Source organism: Gordonia sp. LMA484 (genome assembly GCF_058129505.1).
On the sequence record NZ_CM176700.1, the window covers coordinates 2360170 to 2380538 of the forward strand.

The 20369-nt window shown below is 68.0% G+C and carries 19 protein-coding genes; 7 read left to right on the forward strand and 12 right to left on the reverse strand.

Translation table 11 applies throughout. From position 1 onward, the window contains the following. The first annotated feature begins 33 nt into the window (after nucleotides 1-33). Nucleotides 34-891, forward strand: coding sequence for an LppM family (lipo)protein (locus AC4AMJ_RS10260; protein ID WP_489896146.1), 858 nt, complete (start codon nucleotides 34-36; stop codon nucleotides 889-891). A 67-nt stretch (nucleotides 892-958) separates the two neighbouring features. Here AC4AMJ_RS10260 and metF read toward each other — a convergent pair whose 3' ends face one another. Beyond that, entirely contained in the window at nucleotides 959-1918 is a 960-nt protein-coding gene (gene metF / locus AC4AMJ_RS10265; RefSeq protein ID WP_489896147.1) for a methylenetetrahydrofolate reductase [NAD(P)H], read from the reverse strand. A 102-nt stretch (nucleotides 1919-2020) separates the two neighbouring features. On the opposite strand from metF, the gene AC4AMJ_RS10270 reads away from it, so the two are divergent. Genes AC4AMJ_RS10270 through AC4AMJ_RS10280 form a run of 3 tightly spaced genes read left to right on the forward strand, consistent with a single transcriptional unit; the run spans nucleotide 2021 to nucleotide 5788 of the window. Further along, nucleotides 2021-3253, forward strand: coding sequence for a polyprenyl synthetase family protein (locus AC4AMJ_RS10270; protein WP_489917996.1), 1233 nt, complete (start codon nucleotides 2021-2023; stop codon nucleotides 3251-3253). 41 nt (nucleotides 3254-3294) lie between these two features. Next, a complete protein-coding gene (locus AC4AMJ_RS10275) occupies nucleotides 3295-4815 on the forward strand; it encodes an alpha-(1->6)-mannopyranosyltransferase A (RefSeq protein WP_489918410.1) in 1521 nt (506 codons plus the stop codon). After that, nucleotides 4808-5788, forward strand: coding sequence for a phytoene/squalene synthase family protein (locus AC4AMJ_RS10280; RefSeq protein WP_489896149.1), 981 nt, complete (start codon nucleotides 4808-4810; stop codon nucleotides 5786-5788). Before AC4AMJ_RS10275 ends, AC4AMJ_RS10280 begins: the two co-directional genes overlap by 8 nt. A 29-nt stretch (nucleotides 5789-5817) precedes the next feature. Here the strand turns inward: AC4AMJ_RS10280 and AC4AMJ_RS10285 are convergent, their stop codons facing one another. Further along, nucleotides 5818-6183, reverse strand: a complete 366-nt coding sequence (locus tag AC4AMJ_RS10285; protein WP_489896150.1) for an Rv2175c family DNA-binding protein — start codon at nucleotides 6181-6183, stop codon at nucleotides 5818-5820. 123 nt (nucleotides 6184-6306) lie between these two features. Here AC4AMJ_RS10285 and AC4AMJ_RS10290 point away from each other — a divergent pair, with 123 nt between their 5' ends. Next, nucleotides 6307-7506, forward strand: coding sequence for a protein kinase domain-containing protein (locus AC4AMJ_RS10290; protein WP_489896151.1), 1200 nt, complete (start codon nucleotides 6307-6309; stop codon nucleotides 7504-7506). 56 nt (nucleotides 7507-7562) lie between these two features. Here the strand turns inward: AC4AMJ_RS10290 and AC4AMJ_RS10295 are convergent, their stop codons facing one another. Both AC4AMJ_RS10295 and AC4AMJ_RS10300 read right to left on the reverse strand, forming a co-directional pair. Continuing rightward, nucleotides 7563-8957 (reverse strand): class II 3-deoxy-7-phosphoheptulonate synthase, encoded by a 1395-nt coding sequence (locus tag AC4AMJ_RS10295; protein WP_489918411.1) that lies wholly within the window; start codon nucleotides 8955-8957, stop codon nucleotides 7563-7565. Nucleotides 8958-9024: 67 nt separating this feature from the next. Further along, nucleotides 9025-9507, reverse strand: coding sequence for a polyadenylate-specific 3'-exoribonuclease AS (locus AC4AMJ_RS10300; protein ID WP_489896152.1), 483 nt, complete (start codon nucleotides 9505-9507; stop codon nucleotides 9025-9027). Between the two features lie 46 nt (nucleotides 9508-9553). Here AC4AMJ_RS10300 and AC4AMJ_RS10305 point away from each other — a divergent pair, with 46 nt between their 5' ends. After that, complete coding sequence (locus AC4AMJ_RS10305; RefSeq protein WP_489917997.1) at nucleotides 9554-10957, forward strand: glycosyltransferase 87 family protein; 1404 nt, start codon at nucleotides 9554-9556, stop codon at nucleotides 10955-10957. Between the two features lie 398 nt (nucleotides 10958-11355). Here AC4AMJ_RS10305 and AC4AMJ_RS10310 read toward each other — a convergent pair whose 3' ends face one another. The 6 genes from AC4AMJ_RS10310 to AC4AMJ_RS10335 form a co-directional block, all read right to left on the reverse strand. Next, nucleotides 11356-12057 carry a lysophospholipid acyltransferase family protein gene (locus tag AC4AMJ_RS10310; protein ID WP_489896154.1) on the reverse strand — a complete coding sequence of 234 codons (702 nt, stop codon included), beginning with the start codon at nucleotides 12055-12057 and terminating at the stop codon, nucleotides 11356-11358. A gap of 66 nt (nucleotides 12058-12123) precedes the next feature. After that, a complete protein-coding gene (locus AC4AMJ_RS10315) occupies nucleotides 12124-13107 on the reverse strand; it encodes an ROK family protein (protein WP_489896155.1) in 984 nt (327 codons plus the stop codon). Next, nucleotides 13107-13607 (reverse strand): hypothetical protein, encoded by a 501-nt coding sequence (locus AC4AMJ_RS10320; RefSeq protein ID WP_489917998.1) that lies wholly within the window; start codon nucleotides 13605-13607, stop codon nucleotides 13107-13109. Before AC4AMJ_RS10320 ends, AC4AMJ_RS10315 begins: the two co-directional genes overlap by 1 nt. Nucleotides 13608-13673: 66 nt before the next feature. Then, nucleotides 13674-14897 (reverse strand): ArsA family ATPase, encoded by a 1224-nt coding sequence (locus AC4AMJ_RS10325; RefSeq protein WP_489917999.1) that lies wholly within the window; start codon nucleotides 14895-14897, stop codon nucleotides 13674-13676. Between the two features lie 20 nt (nucleotides 14898-14917). Continuing rightward, a complete protein-coding gene (locus tag AC4AMJ_RS10330) occupies nucleotides 14918-15355 on the reverse strand; it encodes an SRPBCC family protein (protein ID WP_489896158.1) in 438 nt (145 codons plus the stop codon). Beyond that, nucleotides 15355-15801 (reverse strand): hypothetical protein, encoded by a 447-nt coding sequence (locus AC4AMJ_RS10335; protein WP_489896159.1) that lies wholly within the window; start codon nucleotides 15799-15801, stop codon nucleotides 15355-15357. Before AC4AMJ_RS10335 ends, AC4AMJ_RS10330 begins: the two co-directional genes overlap by 1 nt. Before the next feature lie 102 nt (nucleotides 15802-15903). Here AC4AMJ_RS10335 and AC4AMJ_RS10340 point away from each other — a divergent pair, with 102 nt between their 5' ends. Beyond that, nucleotides 15904-17703 (forward strand): AMP-dependent synthetase/ligase, encoded by a 1800-nt coding sequence (locus AC4AMJ_RS10340; protein ID WP_489918000.1) that lies wholly within the window; start codon nucleotides 15904-15906, stop codon nucleotides 17701-17703. Nucleotide 17704: 1 nt separating this feature from the next. Here AC4AMJ_RS10340 and AC4AMJ_RS10345 read toward each other — a convergent pair whose 3' ends face one another. Together AC4AMJ_RS10345 and AC4AMJ_RS10350 are read right to left on the reverse strand one after the other, a co-directional pair. Continuing rightward, nucleotides 17705-18823 (reverse strand): glycosyltransferase family 4 protein, encoded by a 1119-nt coding sequence (locus AC4AMJ_RS10345; RefSeq protein WP_489918412.1) that lies wholly within the window; start codon nucleotides 18821-18823, stop codon nucleotides 17705-17707. Then, a complete protein-coding gene (locus AC4AMJ_RS10350) occupies nucleotides 18823-20301 on the reverse strand; it encodes a RodZ family helix-turn-helix domain-containing protein (protein WP_489918001.1) in 1479 nt (492 codons plus the stop codon). The genes AC4AMJ_RS10345 and AC4AMJ_RS10350 overlap by 1 nt, the downstream gene beginning before the upstream one ends. Nucleotides 20302-20369 lie beyond the last annotated feature (68 nt).

A 20369-nucleotide genomic window follows, 5' to 3' on the forward strand; every position in this document is an offset into this window, starting at 1 on the left:
GTCGGCCGCGACCGGCGCACCACGTCTGGCACGATGATCACCGTGCGCTCGTCAACACGTTCGTCCGCGGTCTTGCTGCTGCTGTGCCTGATGGTGTCCGCACCACTTCTCACCGGGTGCCTCGAACGCTCTACCACCGTCGGCGACCGGTACTCCGGAACCATCATCGTGGCGACCTCGCCGGACAATCCGCAGGGTCCACCCAAGCTCGATGTCCCCGAGTCGATGCGATCACGGATCAGCCTGATCGACTACAGCACCGTCCCGGAATCCGAATCAGCCGCCCCTGGCGGCGAATCGTCGGCGCCGGGCGCTGCACCCGGTACCGGGGCAGCGGTGCCGCGTGTCGGGACGAGAGTGGTCTTCACCGACCTCACCAGCGGACAGTTCGGCCAGCTGGGTGACATCGTGGCCGCCGCGTGGGGTGACTCGGTGATGAGCATGGATCTGTCCGCCAAGCGCAATGAGGACGTCGTGCGGTTCCGCGGGAACGCCGATCTCACCAACTTGGCGGCGCCCCGTGACCTCGTCGACGTGACCATCACGTTCGGCGGCCCGATCACGGCCACCAACGGCGAGCAGGTCGGTGAGCGGACGGTGCACTGGGCGCCGGAATCGGGCAAACCGTCGGATTTCAGTGCCGACGCCACCTACCCCGACCCCGCCACCGCGGCGGTGAAGAGCTGGTCGTGGTTCCTGGCCCTGATCTGTCTGGTCACGGTGCTGATCGTGGCCCGTCTGGCCTTTGCCAAGCGGGACCGCAGTCCGCGGCCGGGACGTCCGCGGCGCTCGGGCAAGACGAAGAAGCCCGCGGCGGCCCCGGTGCGGCGGACCGGCGAGACGGAGTCCACCGAGGTCGGAGCGTCGAGTCGGTCGAGCGCGGATCGCTGAGGGTCACCCAGGAGATCGTCGGGCGATGATCGGTAGACCCTCAGCAGCGCGTGGCGATCGGCCGCGGTCAGTGCGCGGTGGCCGCCGGGATCACCGACGATGTGTCGAAGCCGATTCGCTCGAGGACCTCGCTGGTCGCCTTCGCGAAGTTCAGGCTGCAGAAGTGCAGGCACGGAACCCCCTCGGCGATGAGGCGTTGCGCCATCTCAGCCGCGAAATCGATGCCGACCGACCGCACCGCCTCCCGGTCCTCCTCGGGGCCGTCGCCGGCGGCCGCGACGAAGCGGGCCTGCACGTCGGCCGGGATCACCGAACCCGACAGCTCCGCCATGCGCCGCACCGTCGCCAGTGAGGTGATCGGCATGATCCCGGGGATGAGCGGCTTGGCACCCTGTTCGGGATCGGCGCGGTTGAGTCGATCCCGCAGCCGCAGGAAATGCTCGACGTCGAAGAACATCTGAGTGATCGAGTACTCCGCGCCGGCACGGAGCTTGCGCACCAGGGCACGCGTGTCGTGGTCGAGATCCGGCGCGCGGTGGTGGCCCTCGGGGAACGATGCGACACCGACGTGGAAATCGCCGAGATCGTCGATCAGCCGGACCAGTTCCTCGGCATATTCGACGCCGTCCGGATGCTTCACCCACTCGCCGAGCGGGTTTCCGGGTGGGTCGCCGCGCAGCGCCAAGATGTTGGTGATGCCCTGGTCGGCGTAGGCACCCACCAGCGCGCGCAACTCGTCGAGGCTGTGGTTGACGGCGGTGAGATGCGCCACCGGCAACAGCGTGGTCTGCGCGGCCAGTTCGCCGGTGATCCGGACGGTGCGATCGCGCGTGGATCCGCCGGCACCATAGGTCATCGAGACGAACGCGGGACCGAGCCGCTCGAATGTGCGTACCGCTCGCCAGAGTCGAGCCTCGGCCTCCGCATCCTTGGGCGGGAAGAACTCCACCGAGAACGGGACCGGACCGCGATGGGGCGCAGACAGCCGATCGACGATCGAGGGGGCCGGGTTGGCAGATGAGGTCACCTGGACATTGTACGGACCGGTTGTCGGCTCCTCCGGGCACCGGTCAACCGGCGCCCTCCGGGCGACAACGGGTGGATCGTGGCGGGGCACTAGCCTGGCAGGGTGACCTCCGCGCTCCCGATCCCCGACTCCCTCGTCGACGTGCCCTCGGCGGTCGAGGCGGTGCTCGCGGAATTCTTCGACCACGCGGTGCCGGTGACCGCGCGGATCGACCCCCAGGTCGGTGCCGCCGCGGAAGTGGTCCGGGACTTCGTCCTCAAGGGAGGCAAGCGGGTCCGTCCCACCTTCGCCTACGCGGGCTGGCTCGCCGGCCGATCCTCGTCGACCCGCATCGGGGCCGATCCCGGCTCCGACGCCAACGGCCGAGTCCTTACCGACGACGACGAACCCGATGGGGCCGACGCAGTGCGGGTCGCCGCCTCGTTGGAACTGGTGCAGGCGTGCGCGCTCATCCACGACGACATCATCGACCGTTCCGACACCCGCCGGGGACGTGCGACCGTCCACCGTGAGTTCGAACGCCGCCACCAGGACTCCCGATGGGCCGGCGACGCCGCCCACCACGGGGTGGCCGCGGCGATCCTGATGGGTGACCTCGCGCTGGCCTGGGCCGACGACCTGATCCACGGACACGTGCCCGACGATCCCCGTGGCGCCGTCATCCCCGATCCCGACCCGCCCGCGGAGACGGCGGTCCACCGACTCTCGGGCGCCACGCCGCGTCCGATTCCGGCACGGGTCGGCCGCGTGTGGTCATCGATGCGTACCGAGGTGCTGGGTGGCCAGTATCTCGACATCGTGAACGAGGTCGGCGGCGACGAATCGGTCGACGCCGCCTATCGCGTGATGCAGTTCAAGACCGCCGCCTACACCGTGGCCCGGCCTCTGGAGCTGGGCGCCACTCTCGCGGCGGCAGGCCCGGTCCTCGTCGACGACCTGCGCAGCGTGGGGCACGACCTCGGCATCGCCTTCCAGCTTCGCGACGATTTGCTCGGCGTGTTCGGTGATCCGGGACAGACCGGCAAACCCTCGGGCGACGATCTGGTGGCCGGGAAGCGCACCGCACTGCTCGCGGTGGGGCTGGCCCGCGCCGGAGCGAAGGACACGCATCTCGCCGACCGGCTGCGCGGCGCCGTCGGGCGACCACTGTCGGAGGACGAAATACGCACGGCCCGAGCGATCCTCACCGACGTGGGCGCGGTCGAGGAAATCGAGCGTCAGATCTCCGCCCTACTCGCCTCTGCCCTGGACACGCTCGCGACCACCGATATCTCCGAGTCCGTGCGTGCCGAACTGATCACGTTCGCCCACCGCATCGCCCACCGCACGACGTGACTGCCACGCGCGACGACAGACCACGAACCCGGCCCGCCGATATCGTCCGAGCCGCAGGCTTCGGCGATCTTGTGCTGGGCTTCCTCGGCGCCGTCGCGGTCTGTGTCGGCGGCTTCGGCGTCGGCGACGTCGCGCGCAACAACACCGTCGCCCAGGATCTCGGACTGTCGATGATCACCTACGGTCACGGTAAGACGTTGTTCGGCACCATATTCTGGCTCGGTGTGGCGACGATGGTGATCGCGTGGGTCCGCGTGGGGCGCGCAGTCGTCTCCTCATCGGCGGTCCCGTCGGTGAGCATGCTCCGGGTCGGAGTCCTGGCCTGGGCAGCCCCGCTGGCGCTCACCGTGCCGCTCTACAGCCGTGATGTGTATGCCTATCTCGGGCAGGGCGCCGTGTTTCGTGAGGGATTCGATCCGTACGCGGACGGGCCGGCCCATCATGCTGGTCCACTGTTGGACAGCATGGCCCAGGTGTGGGCAACCACGACAGCCCCATACGGCCCGTTCTTCGTCGGCGTGACCCGTGTCGTCACCGAGATCACCGGCGACCACGCGATCCTCGGCGTGTACGCGATGCGCCTGGTCCTGCTGCCCGGTCTGTTGTTGGCGCTCTGGGCGATTCCGCGCCTGGCCGAACACTTCTCCGCCTCGCCGCAGGCCGGGCTCTGGCTCGCGGTCGCCAACCCGATGATCCTGATCCACCTGGTGTCCGGAAGTCACGTCGAGCTGCTGATGATGGGGGTCCTCGTCTGCGGGGTCACCCTGGCGGTCACCGGACGTCATGTCAGCGGCCTCGCGGTCTTGGGGCTGGCCGTCTCGATCAAGGTCACCGCCGGTGTCGCCATCCCGTTCGTCGCGTGGATCTGGTTGTCACACATCCGCGCCCGACGACCTGTTCGCACCGGCGACGTCATCGGGGTCTTCGCCGCGGTGGTCGCGATCACGGTGGCGGTGTTCGCCGTCTGGACCGTCGTCGTCGGACTCGGATTCGGATGGCTCACCGGTCTCGGCGGGGCCGATCAGATCGTCAACTGGTTCACCCTGCCCACGCTGGCCGGGCATCTGGTGACGCTGGTCGCCGCGCCCTTCACAGCGCTGAATCTACAGCCGGTGCTGGTGGTCACGCGTGCCATCGGTGCGGCCGTGCTCGCCGTCCTCCTGGTCGGTCTGTGGTGGACGCATCGCCGCGACGAACGCAGCGCGATGGCGGGCATGGTGTGGGCGATGCTCGCCGTCCTGTTGCTCGAACCCTCCACCCTCCCCTGGTATTACACCTGGGTGCTGTGCCTGGCGGTGGCGTTCACGTTGCCGCAGTGGGCGCGCGCGACGGTGGTCTTCGTGTCGACCTTCATGCTGATCGTCTTCCAACCCGACGACGCGATCGTGTTCTACAAGCTCCCGGAGGTGACCCTTGCGACCGCGCTGTCCGCGCTCGCGTCGGTCTCCCTGCTCGTCCGCGACCCGCTCCGTCTCGGCCGCGTCATCGACTGGTTCCGTGACCGCCCGGCCGACGACGAGAGTGGCGGCGTGGACCGGCCGGCGACGGCGCCCGGTGGGTGAGAGCGCGGTTCGGACGCCGGATGCGGACGCCACCCGTATCCGGCTCGGCTACCGACGGGCCCGCACTCTGACCGCCGAACACGGTCGCACCTACTACGCCGCGGCATGTCTGTTGCCCGGCCCGCAACGTCGCGGCGTGTTCGCGCTCTATGCGTTCGCCCGGATCGTCGACGATGTAGTGGATCGAGCTACGACAGACACCGCCGGGCCATCCGCGGCTCGCCTGGATCACATCGAGACCGCACTGGATGCCACGCTGCGCCCACGTCCCGGGGTACCGCCGCGCCCGACGGTTCCGGCCGAGACGGACCTCGACGTCGTCCTCGCCGCGCTGCGCGACACGGTCGACCGTTTCCGGATCCCGGCCGACACCTTCGAGGCGTTCCTGCGCTCGATGCGGATGGATGCCCCGGGCACCGCCGAGTTCCGCGATCGTTACCGGACCTGGGATGAACTCGCCGACTACACGTACGGCTCGGCGGCGGTGATCGGCCTCCAGATGGTCCCTCTCCTCGGCGTGGCCGACGCGACACCCGAGATGAGGTCGGGTGCGGCGAAACTCGGCGAGGCATTTCAGCTGACGAATTTCCTGCGCGACGTCGCGGAGGACCTCGACCGTGGCCGGATCTATCTGCCCACCGACGAACTCGCGATGTTCGGTGTCGACGAGGCTCACCTGCGCTGGTGCCGCAGCCGTGGGACGACGAGCAGGCAACTCGCCCGCGCTCTCGCGCACATGATCGCAGTCAACCGCTCCCAGTACCGTCAGGCCTGGCCGGCGATCACGCTGCTGCCCAACCGTTCCCGCCACTGCGTACTCGCCGCTGCGGCGGCGTACCGCGACATCCTCGGCGAGGTGGAACGTGGCGGCTATCAGGTGATGGATCATCGCGCGGTCGTCTCCCGGCGGCGCCGGGCGATGCGGGTCGCACAGGCAGTCGTCGGGTACGACGCGGCCGACGGATCGATCTGAGACGGCCGGAACTCTCGATCCGGAGCGTCTCAGAAGGCCTGGGCCTGGGCGCGACGGATGACCTCACGCGCGGAATGCGTGTGCAACGCCTCGGCCGGATGCATGTCGAGGTCGTCCTGCGGTGTGAACAACCACGTCATCACCTCGTCGCGTGTGTAGCCACCGTCGAACAGCACCTCCACGAGACCGGTGAAGTGTTTGACGATCCCGAAATCGTCGAAGAAGACCTCAGGGACGGCAGGCTGCCCGCCCCGCGAGACGGCCAGGAGTTGGTGATCGCGGATGAGCGTTCGTACGCGATTGGACGAGACACGTAGCCGCTGGGCCACCTGGTCGACCGTGAGCGTGGCGATCTCGGGCGGGAGACTGTCTTCGGACAGCGGTAGTGAACCCACACGGCGAGCGTACCGGCTCGTCGCCCGCCGCGGCGACGATGGCGGCGACCGAGGTCACCGGGTCGTGGTACGACCCGAGTCGGTCCCCCGGGGACATGAGGATTCCCGGTAGATTCGGATGACGTGAAGCCTCCCACCGACTCCCTGCTGGGCGCGACCCTCGAGGGCCGCTACCGGATCGACGCGCCGATTGCGCGCGGCGGGATGTCGGCGGTGTATCTCGGTGTCGACCTGAGATTGGGCCGGTCGGTGGCGATCAAGGTGATGGACGAGCGCTACAGCGGTGACCCGATGTTCCTGCGACGATTCGAGTTCGAGGCACGGGCCGTCGCGGGGCTCAAACATCCGGGGCTCGTCGCGGTCTACGACCAGGGCATCGACGACGGCATCGCTTTCCTGGTCATGGAACTCGTGGAGGGCGGCAGTCTCCGAGAACTGTTGCGCGAACGGGGCCCCATGCCGCCGCACGCCGTCACCGCCGTCACCGAGCCCGTCCTCGGCGGGTTGGGCACCGCGCACGCGGCCGGGCTCGTCCACCGAGATGTCAAGCCGGAGAACGTGCTCATCTCCGACGCCGGCGAGGTCAAGGTCGCCGATTTCGGTCTGGTCCGCGCCGTGGCCGAAGCCGGCGTGACGTCGGCGAGCGTCATCCTCGGAACGGCCGCCTACTTGTCCCCCGAACAGGTCGAGTCCGGCGAGGCCGACGCGCGCAGCGACGTCTACTCGACAGGGGTGCTGATGTTCGAGTTGCTCACCGGCCGAACACCTTTCCGGGGAGACACACCGCTGGCCATGGCATATCAGCGGTTGAGTTACGACGTGCCCGCTCCCGGCGATGTGGTCGATGGCGTACCGGAGGAGTTCGACGAGATCGTGTTGCGCGCCACCGAGCGTGACCCCGCAGACCGATTCGCCGACGGCTTCGACATGCAGCAGGCACTGCTTGCTGTCGCCGACGAACTCGATCTGCCCCCGTTCACCGTGCCCGCACCGCGGCGGTCGGCCGAGCGGGAGACGATGGCGCGGCTGCGCGGTGCGCCACAGAACCACGCGCCCGCACCGGCACCCGCACACCACACGAAGGTGCAGTCCCAACCCGGACCGCCCCCGCAGACCGCGTCGCCGGGAGCTCCGATCGCGGCGCCCGGTGCGCGCGCCTCTCGGCCACCGAAACCCGAGGCCCGACGCATGGCCGGCGACCTTCCGCCCGAACAGGATGACCGCGGCACGCTGCGGGCGTTCATCTGGATCTCGATCGTGCTGGTCGTCGCCGTGGCCGTCGGTGCTGTCGGCTGGTGGATCGGACAGACCTACCTGGCCTGATCAGAACAGCGCGACAGTATCCGAAGTTCTTGAGGTCGGATCTGTGGACGAGAGACTCAGCCGCGGAGCATCTCGGCGACCAAGAAGGCCAGTTCGAGCGACTGTTGGGTGTTCAGTCGCGGATCGCACGCCGTCTCGTAGCGTCCGGCCAGGTCGAGGTCGGAGATGTCCTGGGCGCCACCGAGACACTCGGTCACGTCCTCACCGGTCAGCTCGATGTGCACGCCGCCGGGATGAGAACCCAACGCGCGGTGCACCTCGAAGAACCCCTGCACCTCGTCGACGATGCGGTCGAAGTGGCGGGTCTTGTAGCCGGTGGACGCCTCGTGCGTGTTGCCGTGCATGGGATCGCACTGCCAGATCACCTTGTGCCCGGTCGCCTCGACCGCGGACACGATCGCAGGCAACACGTCGCGCACCTTGTTGTTGCCCATCCGGGCGACGAGGGTGAGCCGCCCGGGACGGTTGTGGGGATCGAGTCGCTCGACGTATTCGACAGCCTGCTCGGGTGTGGTCGTCGGCCCGATCTTGACACCGACCGGGTTGCTGATCAGCTCGGCCAGCGCGATGTGCGCCCCGTCGAGTTGCCGGGTCCGCTCACCGATCCACAGGAAATGCGCCGACAGATCGTAGAGGACCTTCTCGTCGGCGTTGTCCGGGTCGTCGGCCAGGCGCAGCATGGCCCGTTCGTAGTCGATGACCAGCGCCTCGTGCGAGGCAAAAATGGACGCCGAATCCAGGTTCGAGTCGGTCACGCCGCACGCATCCATGAAGCGCAGGCCGCGGTCGATCTCGGACGCGAGCGCCTCATAGCGCGCACCCGCGGGGGACGTACGCACGAACTGCCGGTTCCAGAGATGGACACGACGCAGGTCCGCCTCCGAACCGGTCAGCGCCCGAACCAGATTCATCGCGGCAGCGGCATTCGCATACGCGCGCACCAGTCGCGAGGGGTCGTGGACACGGGTGACCTCGTCGGCGGGAAAACCGTTGACCATGTCGCCGCGGTAAGACGGCAGTCCGAGAGCGTCGGTGTCCGAGGACCGGGGCTTCGCATACTGGCCGGCGATGCGGGCCACCTTGACGACCGGCATGCTGGCGCCGTAGGTCAGGACGACGGCCATCTGCAACAAGGTCCGGATGTTGCCCTTGATGTGCGGCTCGGTGTTGTCGACGAAGGTCTCCGCGCAGTCGCCACCCTGCAGCAGGAACGCACGACCCTGGGCGACCTCGGCAAGCTGATCGGCCAGGGACCGGACCTCGACCGGCATGCAGATCGGCGGGACGCTCTCGAGCACGGTCCGCATCTTGCGGGCCTCGTCGGCCGGCCAACTCGGCTGCTGCAGCGCCGGACGGGCGAGGGCATCGTCGAAGCGGCTCTGCAGGTCGCCGGGCAGCGGCGGGAGCTCCGGGAGGTCCTCGATCGGAACGTCTACGGTCCAGTTGGTCACCACGGATACAGGGTAGTGGAGTCCGGGCGACGCCCACAGCGAGGGTCGTCGGCCTCGTGGCCGCCGATCAGTGACGAGACGACTCGATCGCCTGCCACTTTCGCCAGTTGTGACGCGCGTCGGTGAGGGCGTCGTGGGCATCACGGGGTGACGGTGGCAGCGCCGGACTTCCCGCCGCCTCCCAGTGCTGACGCAGTTCGCGGGTGAACCGCGGTATCGCCCGAGGTAGAGCCGTCATCGGGCCCCACAGTTGACACAGCACGACGTGGTCATACGCCCCGACCCACGCCCACAGCTCGACGTCGTCACCGGTCTCGGTGAGGAACTCGAGGAGCTCGTCGCGAATCTGTGAACGGCTGCGCCAGACCTTCGCCGCGGGTGACGGTAGTTTGGGCAACACGTTGGTCCTCACCCAGTCACCGGCCCGCGCGGGGTCGAACTCGGTGGAGACGGCATAGTATTCCCGTCCGTCCTCGGCGACGACACCGATAGATATGAGTTCGATGGTGGTGCCGTCCTCGATAAACTCCGAGTCGTAGAAGAACCGCATACCCTTCAGTATTCACACATCATGTGAGCGGAGAATTGCCGAGACCATGACTGCACTGTCCGAGGCCGACACCCGGCTGCGCCGATGGGCGCCGTCGACACGGGCCCGCGCGCTCATCGCCGCGGCGTTCGGGGTGTCGGCCACCCTTCAGATCGTGGGCGTCCCGTTCACGTCGAGTTTCGGCACCCGCACCCGCATCGACCTCGACGTCTACCGCCTCGGCGCACAGATCTGGCAGCACGGCCAGAGTCTCTACGCGGATGGCTCGATGCCGTTCACCAGCGACGGCATCTGGCTCCCCTTCACCTATCCCCCGTTCGCGGCGATCGGATTCGTCCCGTTGGGGGCGCTCGGGCTCGGCCTCGCCGGTCTGCTGATGTCGCTGCTGACGGTCGGGCTGGTCGTCGTGGTCAACCACATCGTCCTCACTGTGCTGTCGGTCGGTACCCGCACGAATCGGTGGTGGGCGGCCCTGGTGATCGCCACTCCTGCGCTCTGGTTCAACCCGCTCTGGATGACCTTGGGATTCGGACAGATCAACGTCATCCTGATGGCGCTGATCGTCGTCGACATCTTCATCGTCGGCCGAGGCCGCGCCCGACCCGCCGGGCCGCTGCGCGGAGTGCTCACGGGCATCGCCGCCGCGGTCAAACTCACTCCGCTGGTTTTCGTCAGCGTCTTCTGCGCAGCTCGTCAGTGGCGCGCTGCGACCGCCGCGGTCGGTGCATTCGTCGGCGCCGCCGCGCTGGCCTGGATCTGGCTGCCCTCTGACTCCGTCGACTACTGGACGCACACCCTGTTCCACACGACCCGGATCGGCGATCCGGCGGGCCGGATCAACCAGAATCTCAACGCTATGTGGATCCGGCTCGTGCCGCGGGCGGAGTCGACCGAACTGCTCCTGTGGGTGACCAGTTCGGTGGTGGTGACCGTGCTCGCACTCGTCGCCGCACGCTCCTGCAAACCCGTCACCGCCTTCGCACGACTCCGCGACATCGGCACGAACCCGTCGACGGGCCGCCTCGGCACCGACCCGAGCGCGGGTGTCGCGGCGGTGCTGGTCACCTGTGTCACCGCGATCTGGGGGCTGCTCGTGTCCCCGACATCGTGGGCGCACCATTGGGTCTGGGCCGTTCCCACGATCATCGTCTCCGCCGTGGTCGCCGCGCGCAGCACCGACCGCCGCACGCAGGTCGCGTACGGGATGGTCACGGTCCTCGGTGTCGTGATCTTCTCACTCGGCCCGTTCCAGTTCCTGTCGCCGGTGGTGCGACAGTGGTCGATCATCGACCACCTGATCGGCAACTCCTACACCTTGTGGGGCCTGGCTGTCCTGCTCGTCGTCTGGCTGCTGCCCCCGCATCTCACCGAACGCGACGTCGCCGACACGAGACGGGTATCCGCGCCGGTTGATCGGAAGCGCGCGGCGGCCCCTGCGGTGCCGAGCTGAGGCACCGGCACATGTGCGAGTGTGGCCGCCCTTCGTGACGCTTCGCTCGTTCCTCGCGAGGCTCCTCAGGGACCGGGGGTCGACACCGCACCCGAACCTCGCAAGGCCCCTCAGGGACCGGGGGTCGACACCGCACCCGAACCTCGCCAGGCTCCTCAGGGACCCGGGGGTCGACACCGCACCCGAACCTCGCCAGGCCCCTCAGGGACCGGGGGTCGACACCGCACCCGAACCTCGCGAGGCTCCTCAGGGACCCGGGGGTCGACACCGCACCCGAACCTCGCAAGGCCCCTCAGGGACCGGGGGTCGACACCGCACCCGTACCTCGCCAGGCCCCTCAGGGACCGCGACAACGACACCCGCCCGTTGCTCGCCAGGCCCCACAATGCTCGGGTAGCTCAGGCGGCCGCGGAGGCGACCGGCTTCGCCTTCTTCTCCTTGAGCGACGCGGCGTAGATGTCGACGTATTGCTGACCGGACAGCTGCATCAGCTCGTACATGATCTCGTCGGTGACAGCGCGCTCGATGAATCGGTTGCCCTGCATCCCCTCGTAGCGGGCGAAGTTCAGCGGCTTGCCGATCTTCACGACGATTCGTGCGGGACGCGGGATGATCGATCCCGGGGGATTCAGTTTCTCGGTGTTGATCATGGCCACCGGGATCACCGGGACGCCGGTGTCGAGCGCGATCCGGGCCAGCCCGGTCTTGCCCTTGTACAACCGCCCGTCGGGCGACCGGGTGCCCTCCGGATACATCCCCATCATCTCGCCGGCCTCGAGCTGGCGTCGCGCGGCGGTCAGCGCGCCCGCGGCGGCCTCGGCACCCGAACGGTCGATCGGGATCTGGCCGACCGCAGAGAAGAACCAGCGCTGAAAGGCACCCTTGAGACCGGTGCCGGTGAAGTATTCGCTCTTGGCGAGAAAGTAGATCCGCCGATTCACCATCAACGGCAGGTAAAAACTGTCCATGACAGCGAGATGGTTGCTGGCGAGAATGGCCGCACCCCGCGCGGGGATGTTCTCCAGACCCTCGATCCGCGGCCGGCCGAGGACTCGCAGAATTGGCCCGAGCAGCACATATTTGAACGTGTAGTACCACATCGAAAGACTCCGAACCTCGTCGCTCGCCGCCGCCTCAGACCTTACCCGCAGAAACGATACACATCCTCAGGTTCGGCTGCGCACCGTCTCCCCTGCGGCAGCCCTGATTCCTTGGCGCGCAACTTCTGCCGCGCCGATCACACCTGCACTCTCGCCGAGTTGGGTGCCTCGGATCCGCGCGAGCTGACGGTGCCCGGCACCGGTCACCAACCGCGCGTAATGTTCCCGCGCCTCATCGAGGAAGAGGCCCGATGCCGCGCCGACACCGCCGGCCAGGACGATGAGGTCGGGGTCGAAGATGTCGGCGATCATGGCCAGCCCCTGACCGAGGGATGCGGCGAATTGTGCGAATGCCGCCAGCGCGACCGCGTCTCCGTCGGCGGCCGCACCTGCCACCCGACGTCCGGTGAGCGCACCGGGATCGGCCGCCACGTCGGCCGCCAGCTGGCTGCGACCCCAGTCGCCATCGGCCAGCAGCTCCAGCACGGTGTCGACCAATGCCGTTCCACTGCAATATCTTTCCCAGCAACCGAGCTTCCCGCAGGAACACACCCGGCCGTTCGGGACCACCGTCAGGTGCCCGAGTTCGGGGGCCACTCCGAAGCTGCCCCGATAGATCTCGCCGTCGAGCAGCAGGCCGGCACCGATTCCCGTGCCGATCGCCAGCACCAGCGAGTTCTTGCCGCGTGCCGCCGCACCGAAACGCCACTCGGCCACGGCCGCGGCGTTCGCATCGTGCTCGGCGAACACCGGGATACCGATGCGGGCCGTCATGTCCTCCGCGACCGCCGCCTCGCGCCACGGCAGGTGCGGAGCGAAGCGGATGACCCGCCGGTCCGGGGTGAGGAAGCCGGCGATGGCCAAGCCCACACCCTTGGCCGCCCACCGTGAGGTCAGTTCCCCCACCAGCCGGTCCAGACAGTGCTCGAGCGCGGTTGCCGTCGGCGGTGTCGCCGCGCGCAGGGTGTCGAGCATCGCACCGTGGTCGTCGACGACGGAGGCGCGCACGCTTGTTCCGCCGATATCGATGCCGATGGTCAAGTCCCCCATCAGTTCTCACCTTCGAGGTCCGGTCGGCGAACATTCGCGGACGGATTGGTCACGTCAAACCGCACCGAGATCGGCTGATAGTGCGGGGCACCGCCCGGCGCCGTGGGCGGCGTGGACCGCAATGCGTTCGCCATCGCCTCGAGAACCGCGATCAGGGCCGCGATGAGACGTGCGAGCAGGTCGCCCAACTCGCTGAGCAACCCGGTGATCTCGCCGGAGAGATCGATGATCGTCGCAGCCTCGGTCGGCACGCCCGCACTGGCCGCGCTCCGCGACCCCGAACCCCCGAAGACCGTGGCGAGCTGATCGATCTGTGTCGCCAGGCCCAGCAGGAAGTCACGAACCGGGTCCCCCGCCGCGGCTCCCGAGCGCCCGGAACGGTCGCCTCCGGCTCGATGGGAACGGTCGCCTCCGGCTCGATGGGAACGGTCGCCTCCGGCTCGATGGGCGTGTCCTGCGACGTTGTCGTCGCCACGCCCGGTCGTGTCGTCCGAGGTCATCTGGGCAGCTCTCCTGTCCGGCTGGGCAGTAGTGTACGTGACGCCGCGGGCGCAGCGTGTCGGGCGTCAGCGGCCCTGGGGCCACAGTGCCGGGTCGGGGGCGAACCGGATCCTGATGTCGGTCCCGTCCCACGCCGCGTCCACGACGACGCAGCGACGCAGCACCGATGGCAGGCGTACCGGATGTCGGAATCCGCCCACCGTCACCAGCAGATCGTCGCCCGACCGCCCCAACTGCAACCCCTCGGGTTCGGGAAGTCGCTGCCGCCAGGTGAGTTCGAACACCCGATCCGAACCCGCGCCGTCTCCCGGACCAGAGTCCGTCACCTGCGCCGCACCGGAACCGCATCGCCGCCCGTCGGGGAGCGGCAGGGTGACCCCCAACTTCCGGAGCCGCGCTGCTCGATCGATCTGCTGCTCGACACGATGCACGGCCGTGCACGTGACGTGTCCCCCGTCGGCCTGCACCACCGACCGTATGCGGGTGATGCGCTCTTCACAACCACTGGCATCCTCACCCCCGACGCCGCCGTTGACCATGACCGATCGCAATGCCAGGCCCATCACGTCGGACGTGGCAAGAAAATGAGGCAACAGTCGCTCACCGCGATCGTCGGCACCGACCACGACATGAACGGCGACGCTGTGCGCGTCGGTCACCAATTCGGTGATGTCGAGACAATCTCGATCGATGGCGTCCACGGCCGATGTCAACTGTGCCATCACCGGCCGTTCCGCCGCCGCCGCGAGCCGACGATGCCTGGGCCACAGCCGATTCAGAGCCTGACTCAGCACCGACGAGGCGCGCAGGAACTCGAACGGGTCGCCGAATCCGGAGGCATCGACGACGATGCGCCGCCACTGACCGCTGATCGCCTCGTCCCGGATGCGGCGTAACACGAGGAAATCCTCGATGCCGGGTAACGCCGCGAGCTCTTCGGCGGCGATCTCGGACAACATGCCCACACCCGGCAACGACACCCTCGATCGGGCAAGCGTCTCCGACAACACGGTCGTGAAATCCGTCCAGGTGTGCTCGAGCAGCACCAGACTGTCCAGCGACAACAGATGCAGATGCGCCGAGACGGCGACCGGTTCGTCGGAGTTCCGAAAGACTCCGAGCATCCGCGCCGTCGGCGAGATCCGGTCCACGGTGACGAGCAACGTGTCGTGCTCGGGTACCAGTGACGCAGCGCTGCGCTCCCGGCCACGCGGACCGGCCCCGGACCGCCCCAGCGCGCCAGAAGCCGCGGTCACCGAGACCCCGGCACCACCCGGCCCGATCACCACATGGATGGGCGTGAGATCGATCAGCCTTCGACCCTCTTCTTCAAGTCGTTGAGCGCGGTCTCGGTGATCGCCTTCTCGGCGCGACGCTTCAACTGGCCGATCATCGGCACGAGCAGATCCACCATCAATTCGTAGGTCACTTTCGTCGACCCCGGAACCTGCTGCGAGAGAACGTATCGGCCCCGCTGATCGCGTTGCAGGTCGCTGCTCACCAGACGCCACGACACCGCCCGGCCGTCGCGATCCCACTCGTAGGCCAGGACGTAGGTGTCCTGGAGCACACCCGCGTCCAAAACGAAGCGGACCTCACTGGGGTGGCCATCGTCCCCGGTCTCGGTGACCTCGACCTCGCGTGCGGCGGTCACCCATGCGGGGTAATGCTCGAAGTCGGCGATCACGGCCATGATGTCCGCGGCGTCCGCATTGATCACGATCGACTGCTCGGTGTGGTCTGCCATCATCGCACCGCCTGATCCGTGGTCTGGGCGTCCTCGTCGATGATCGCGGGACCACCGACCCGCCGACCCGACTCGAGACGCTCCTTCACCTCGAAGGACATCAGTTTTCCGGCTGCACGTCGGTCCCGGTTCGCAGCCGCCAGCGCTGTCGCCCTGGCACGCGCGTCGTCGGGCAACGCGCCCCGGGGCTCGGCGTGCAGAAAATAGTGCAGGACGAATCCGTCCATGACCGGCTCACACCAGATCTCCATGGTGCCCGTCACCGCGCCGTCGACCTTCCACCGCACACCCTGCGCGCCTCGGTCCTCGGTCACGCGCAGACGCAGATCTGGCCACCAGCGTCGCCAACTGGCCTGGTCACCGACAACCTCCGCCACCAAGGACGGTGCAGCGGCGACGAAGGTCTCATCGGCCACCTGAATGCTCGTCACGATCACTAGCTTCACATACTCGGGCGATCTCGGGACAGACACCTCGTGGGACCGCACATTCGCCGACGGAGCCGGGACTACCATCGCTGAAGTGAATCGTCGGCGAAAGGTACATCGATGAGTGAGTTCAGTGTCCCGGCTCGGTTCTCCATCCCGGAGAATGCGAACTGCACCGACATCATCTTCCGCATCGCCGAGTCCGAGCCGACCAAGGTGGTGTTCCGACGCAAGGTGGGCTCGGACTGGACGCCGGTCACCGCCGCCGACGCCGCGGCCCGGATCACTGCGATAGCGAAGGGACTGATCGCCGAGGGCGTCGCACCCGGCGACCGCGTCGCGCTGCTGTCGCGGACGCGTCTCGAGTGGAATCTCATCGACTTCGCGATCTGGTCCGCCGGCGCGATCACGGTCCCCATCTACGACTCGTCCTCGGGCCCCCAGATCGAATGGATCATGGCGGACTCCGATGCGAGCACGATCATCGTGGAGGACGCCGGCCACCGCGAGATCTTCGACGGGATCGATGGTCTCGGGTCGGTCCGGGTGTTCCAGATCGACGTCGCCGACGGTGACGGTGCCATCGCCCGACTCGAGAAGGCGGGCGCGGAGATACAGGACGACGAGGTCCTCAAACGCCGATCAACGGTTCATGCGGCCGACCCGGCGACCCTGATCTACACGTCCGGCACGACGGGCCGCCCCAAAGGCTGCGAACTGACCCACGCGAACATGCTCTCCGAGATCGAGGGAGTGCGACAGAGCACCATGACCACCCTGCTCGGGCCCGACAAGCGACTGTTGATGTTCCTGCCGCTGGCACACGTGCTCGCACGTGCGATCACACTGGTCGCCATCGAGTCCGGCGTCGAGGTCGGGCACCATGCCGACACCCGGACCCTCGTCGACGAGTTCGCGACGTTCGCGCCGTCGATGATTCTCTCGGTGCCACGGGTCTTCGAGAAGGTGTACAACAGCGCACGCCAGAAAGCCCACGACGACGGCAAGGGAAAAATCTTCGACATCGCCGTCGATGTCGCCATCGACTACTCCTCGGCGACCGAACGGGGATCGGTCGGGCCGATCCTCAAACTCAAGCACGCACTGTTCGATCGGCTGGTCTACGGCAAGTTGCGGGCCGCGCTCGGAGGCCGGTGCGAGGCGGCGATCTCCGGCGGCGCGCCACTCGGGGCGCGCCTGGGCCACTTCTTCCGAGGGATCGGCGTACCGGTGTACGAGGGATATGGACTGACCGAGACGACCGCCGCCTTCAGCGTCAACACCCCGGGCGAGGTCAAAGTCGGCACGGTGGGGAAGCCGCTGCCCGGCAACAGTGTTCGGGTCGCCGAGGATGGCGAGGTGATGTTGTCCGGCGGCGTGGTGTTCGGCGGGTACTGGCATAACGAGGAGGCGACGGCGGCTGCGTTGGAGGATGGCTGGTTCCACACCGGCGACCTCGGAAACGTGGACGACGACGGCTTCATCACCATCACCGGCCGCAAGAAGGAACTGATCGTGACCGCCGGAGGCAAGAATGTGTCACCCGCCGGGCTCGAAGACGTCATCCGCGCCAACGCACTCGTCTCCCAGGCCCTGGTGATCGGCGACATGAAGCCGTTCATCGCCGCACTTGTCACGATCGATCCCGAGACGTTCCCCGCGTGGAAGGAACGCAACGGCAAACCCGCCGATGCCACCGTCGGCGAGCTGAGCGACGACCCCGACCTGCGGGCCGAGGTTCAGGACGCTGTCGACGCCGCCAACCAGACCGTCTCGCATGCGGAGGCGATCAAGAAGTTCCGTATCCTGCCCGACGACTTCACCGAGGAGACCGGAGAGATGACCCCGACTCTGAAGGTGAAGCGGAATGTGGTGGTGGACAAGTTCTCTGACGACATCGACGCGATCTACGCCAAGTAGCTCACAGCAGCTGTCGCAACCGGGCGGCGATGAACCGCCACTGCCACGTCTCGAGCACGTGCTCACGTCCGCGCGCACCCATCTCCGCTGCGGCGGCCGGGTCCGCGAGGATCGCGGTGATCGCCATCGCGACGGCGTCGATGTCGGTGCCATCGACGACGGTTCCGGTGACCCCTTCGACCACGGTCTCCGGGGCTCCACCCGAGTTCCCCGCGACCACCGGCACACCCGTGGCCGACGCCTCGAGGTAGACGATGCCGAGGCCTTCGACGTCGAGTCCGCCGCCCCGCGTCCTGGCCGGCATGGCGAAGACGTCGGCGACGTTGTGGTAGGCCGGTAGCTCGGCCGACGGGACCGAGCCCGTGAACCAGACGTGTTCGGACATACCGCATTCATCGGCCAGGTCCCGCAGAGCGGCCGCATGCGGTCCCCCGCCGACGATCACGAGTGCCACGTCACCGATCTCCCGGCGGATCAGCGGCAATGCACGGATCAACACGTCCTGTCCCTTACGGGGCACCAATCTCGACAGGCAGAGCACGGTCGGCCGGTCACCGAGACCGAGCTGCTGCCGAACGCGTTGACGCGCCTGAGGATCCGGCGCGAACCGGGAAGCGTCCACGCCCGGGGGCAGGTATTCGAGCGCCGCCTGCGCACCGAACGCCGCGGCGAACCGTCCGCGGGTGTACCGACTGACGAAGGTGACCACATCGGCGTGGCCACCGATGAAGGTGAGGACCTGCCGCGCCACCGGCAACATCGACCATCCGACCTCGTGGCCGTGGGTACTCGCGACCACGCGTCGTGCACCGGCCCGACGAACCGCGGGCGCGAGCGTCGCGAGAGGGGCCGCAGCGCCGAACCAGACGGTCGAGATGCCATGAGACCGTATGATCTTGGCCGCCCGACGCGCGACCAGCGGGGTCGGCAGCATCAGGGTTGTCGGGTGCCGTACCACGGTGTACGGCTGCTGTGCGTCGAATTCCTCGTGGCCACGCCACCGTGGCGCGTATACGACCACGTCCTCCGGCGGCAGCAGGTCGATCAGGTTCTGCAGGTAGGACTGTATTCCGCCCGGGCGGGGCGGGAAATCGTTGGTGATCAACAGCGTCCGATGCATCATCGCTCCTGAGCAGTCAACCATCGGCGCCATGAGCTGACCAGCTGGACGCGTGACACGCCCAGTGCATCGGACACGGCCTGATCCTGCCGCCGCCGGTCATCGGTGCCGGCGACACCCAGGTACAGTGCCTTGAGTTTGTCGTCGCCGAAGCGACCCGCCACATACCGGGCGATCGACCACGCGGACTGATACGCCACCAGCGCCTCGTCGGAGTCCACGGCGAAGTCCCGATCCTCGGGCAGGTCGGCCGGAACCTCACCCGCGCGGATCCGCGTGGCCAGATTCGGTGCCGCATCGTCGAAACGCACGTAGGTGCCCTTGCGACCGACGTACTCGGGCACTCCCTCGGTGATCCACAAGGGGGCGCCGGGCGACGTGCTGACCCGCGCCGCGACGTGGGTCAGTTCGTGACGTAACACCACCCCGAGTGCAGGTTCCGGGAGGTCAGCCGAGCTCGGGGTCAGGATCACGCGCTGCCCGACCGCTTCGCGGGCATCGGTGTCCACGCGTGTGAAGACGGTTCCCGCGGCAGCCCCGGTGACGTCGGTGCCGGCACTCCCCGACAGGAGACGGAACTGCTCCGGCGTCTGCGTGGCGACCACCACTGCCCGCTGAGGCCAGTCATCCCCCCAGAAGTCGGTGACCGAGGCCACAGCGCCGGGCAGCAACCGGCGCACCTTGGCAACCTCGGAATCGGTGCCGGCGTAGGACGTGATGACCGACGTGCCGCCGCCGGTGTGGACATCGGAGGCGGCGAGTCCGGGCAGATCCCACATCTGGGTGGGTGGCGCGGTACCGCCGATCGCCGTGGAATCCCCGACGACCTTCCAGTCGTCGCCATACCGCGCCATCACGAGTTGCAGGTCCACCATGATGTCGGGTTCGTCGACGCCCGGCGTCGTGGCACCACCGAGCGCATAGTGCAGCTCCACCGGCGCCACCCAGGAGTCCGAGCTGCCCTGTGCGTCCAGTCGCCCCTGCAGAGCGGGCGGAACAAGAACCTCGGCCTCGTTGGTGGGCGCGATCTCGTAGCGAAACTCCTTGAGTCGCAGCGCCGTGCCGCGTGGCGGAACCGGCGCACGCGATGACGGCGATGCAGGCGGCCGTGACGCAGCCGAACGTGACGCCGGCGACCGGGGCGCCGACGACTCGGCGGTCGGCGCGGCCGACCTGCTCGCCGCTGTCTCGGCGTGCACGACGCGGCCGGAGAAATCGGCTGCCGCGACCTGCAGGCGAGCGCGAAAGGCCGGTGACGCCGCCGGATCGATGAGTGGGGCCAGGCGCGCCCCGTCACCGGCAAGGATCGCGGCACTCAGGTCATCGAGAGTGCTCTGCACCCCGGCCGCGCGTTGCTCTTCGAAGACGTTGACCGCAGTCGTCGTGGTCGTCGTGCTGCTCGATGGACTGACCGCGGTCTGCGCATCCGTACAGCCGGCCGTCCCCGCCGCCACGAGTACAGCGAGGCCGATCGACATCGGCGCGGTCCACATTCGGCGGGGTAGGTCGGCGCCGATCACCCGTACGCGCCCATGCGAAGCGTCAC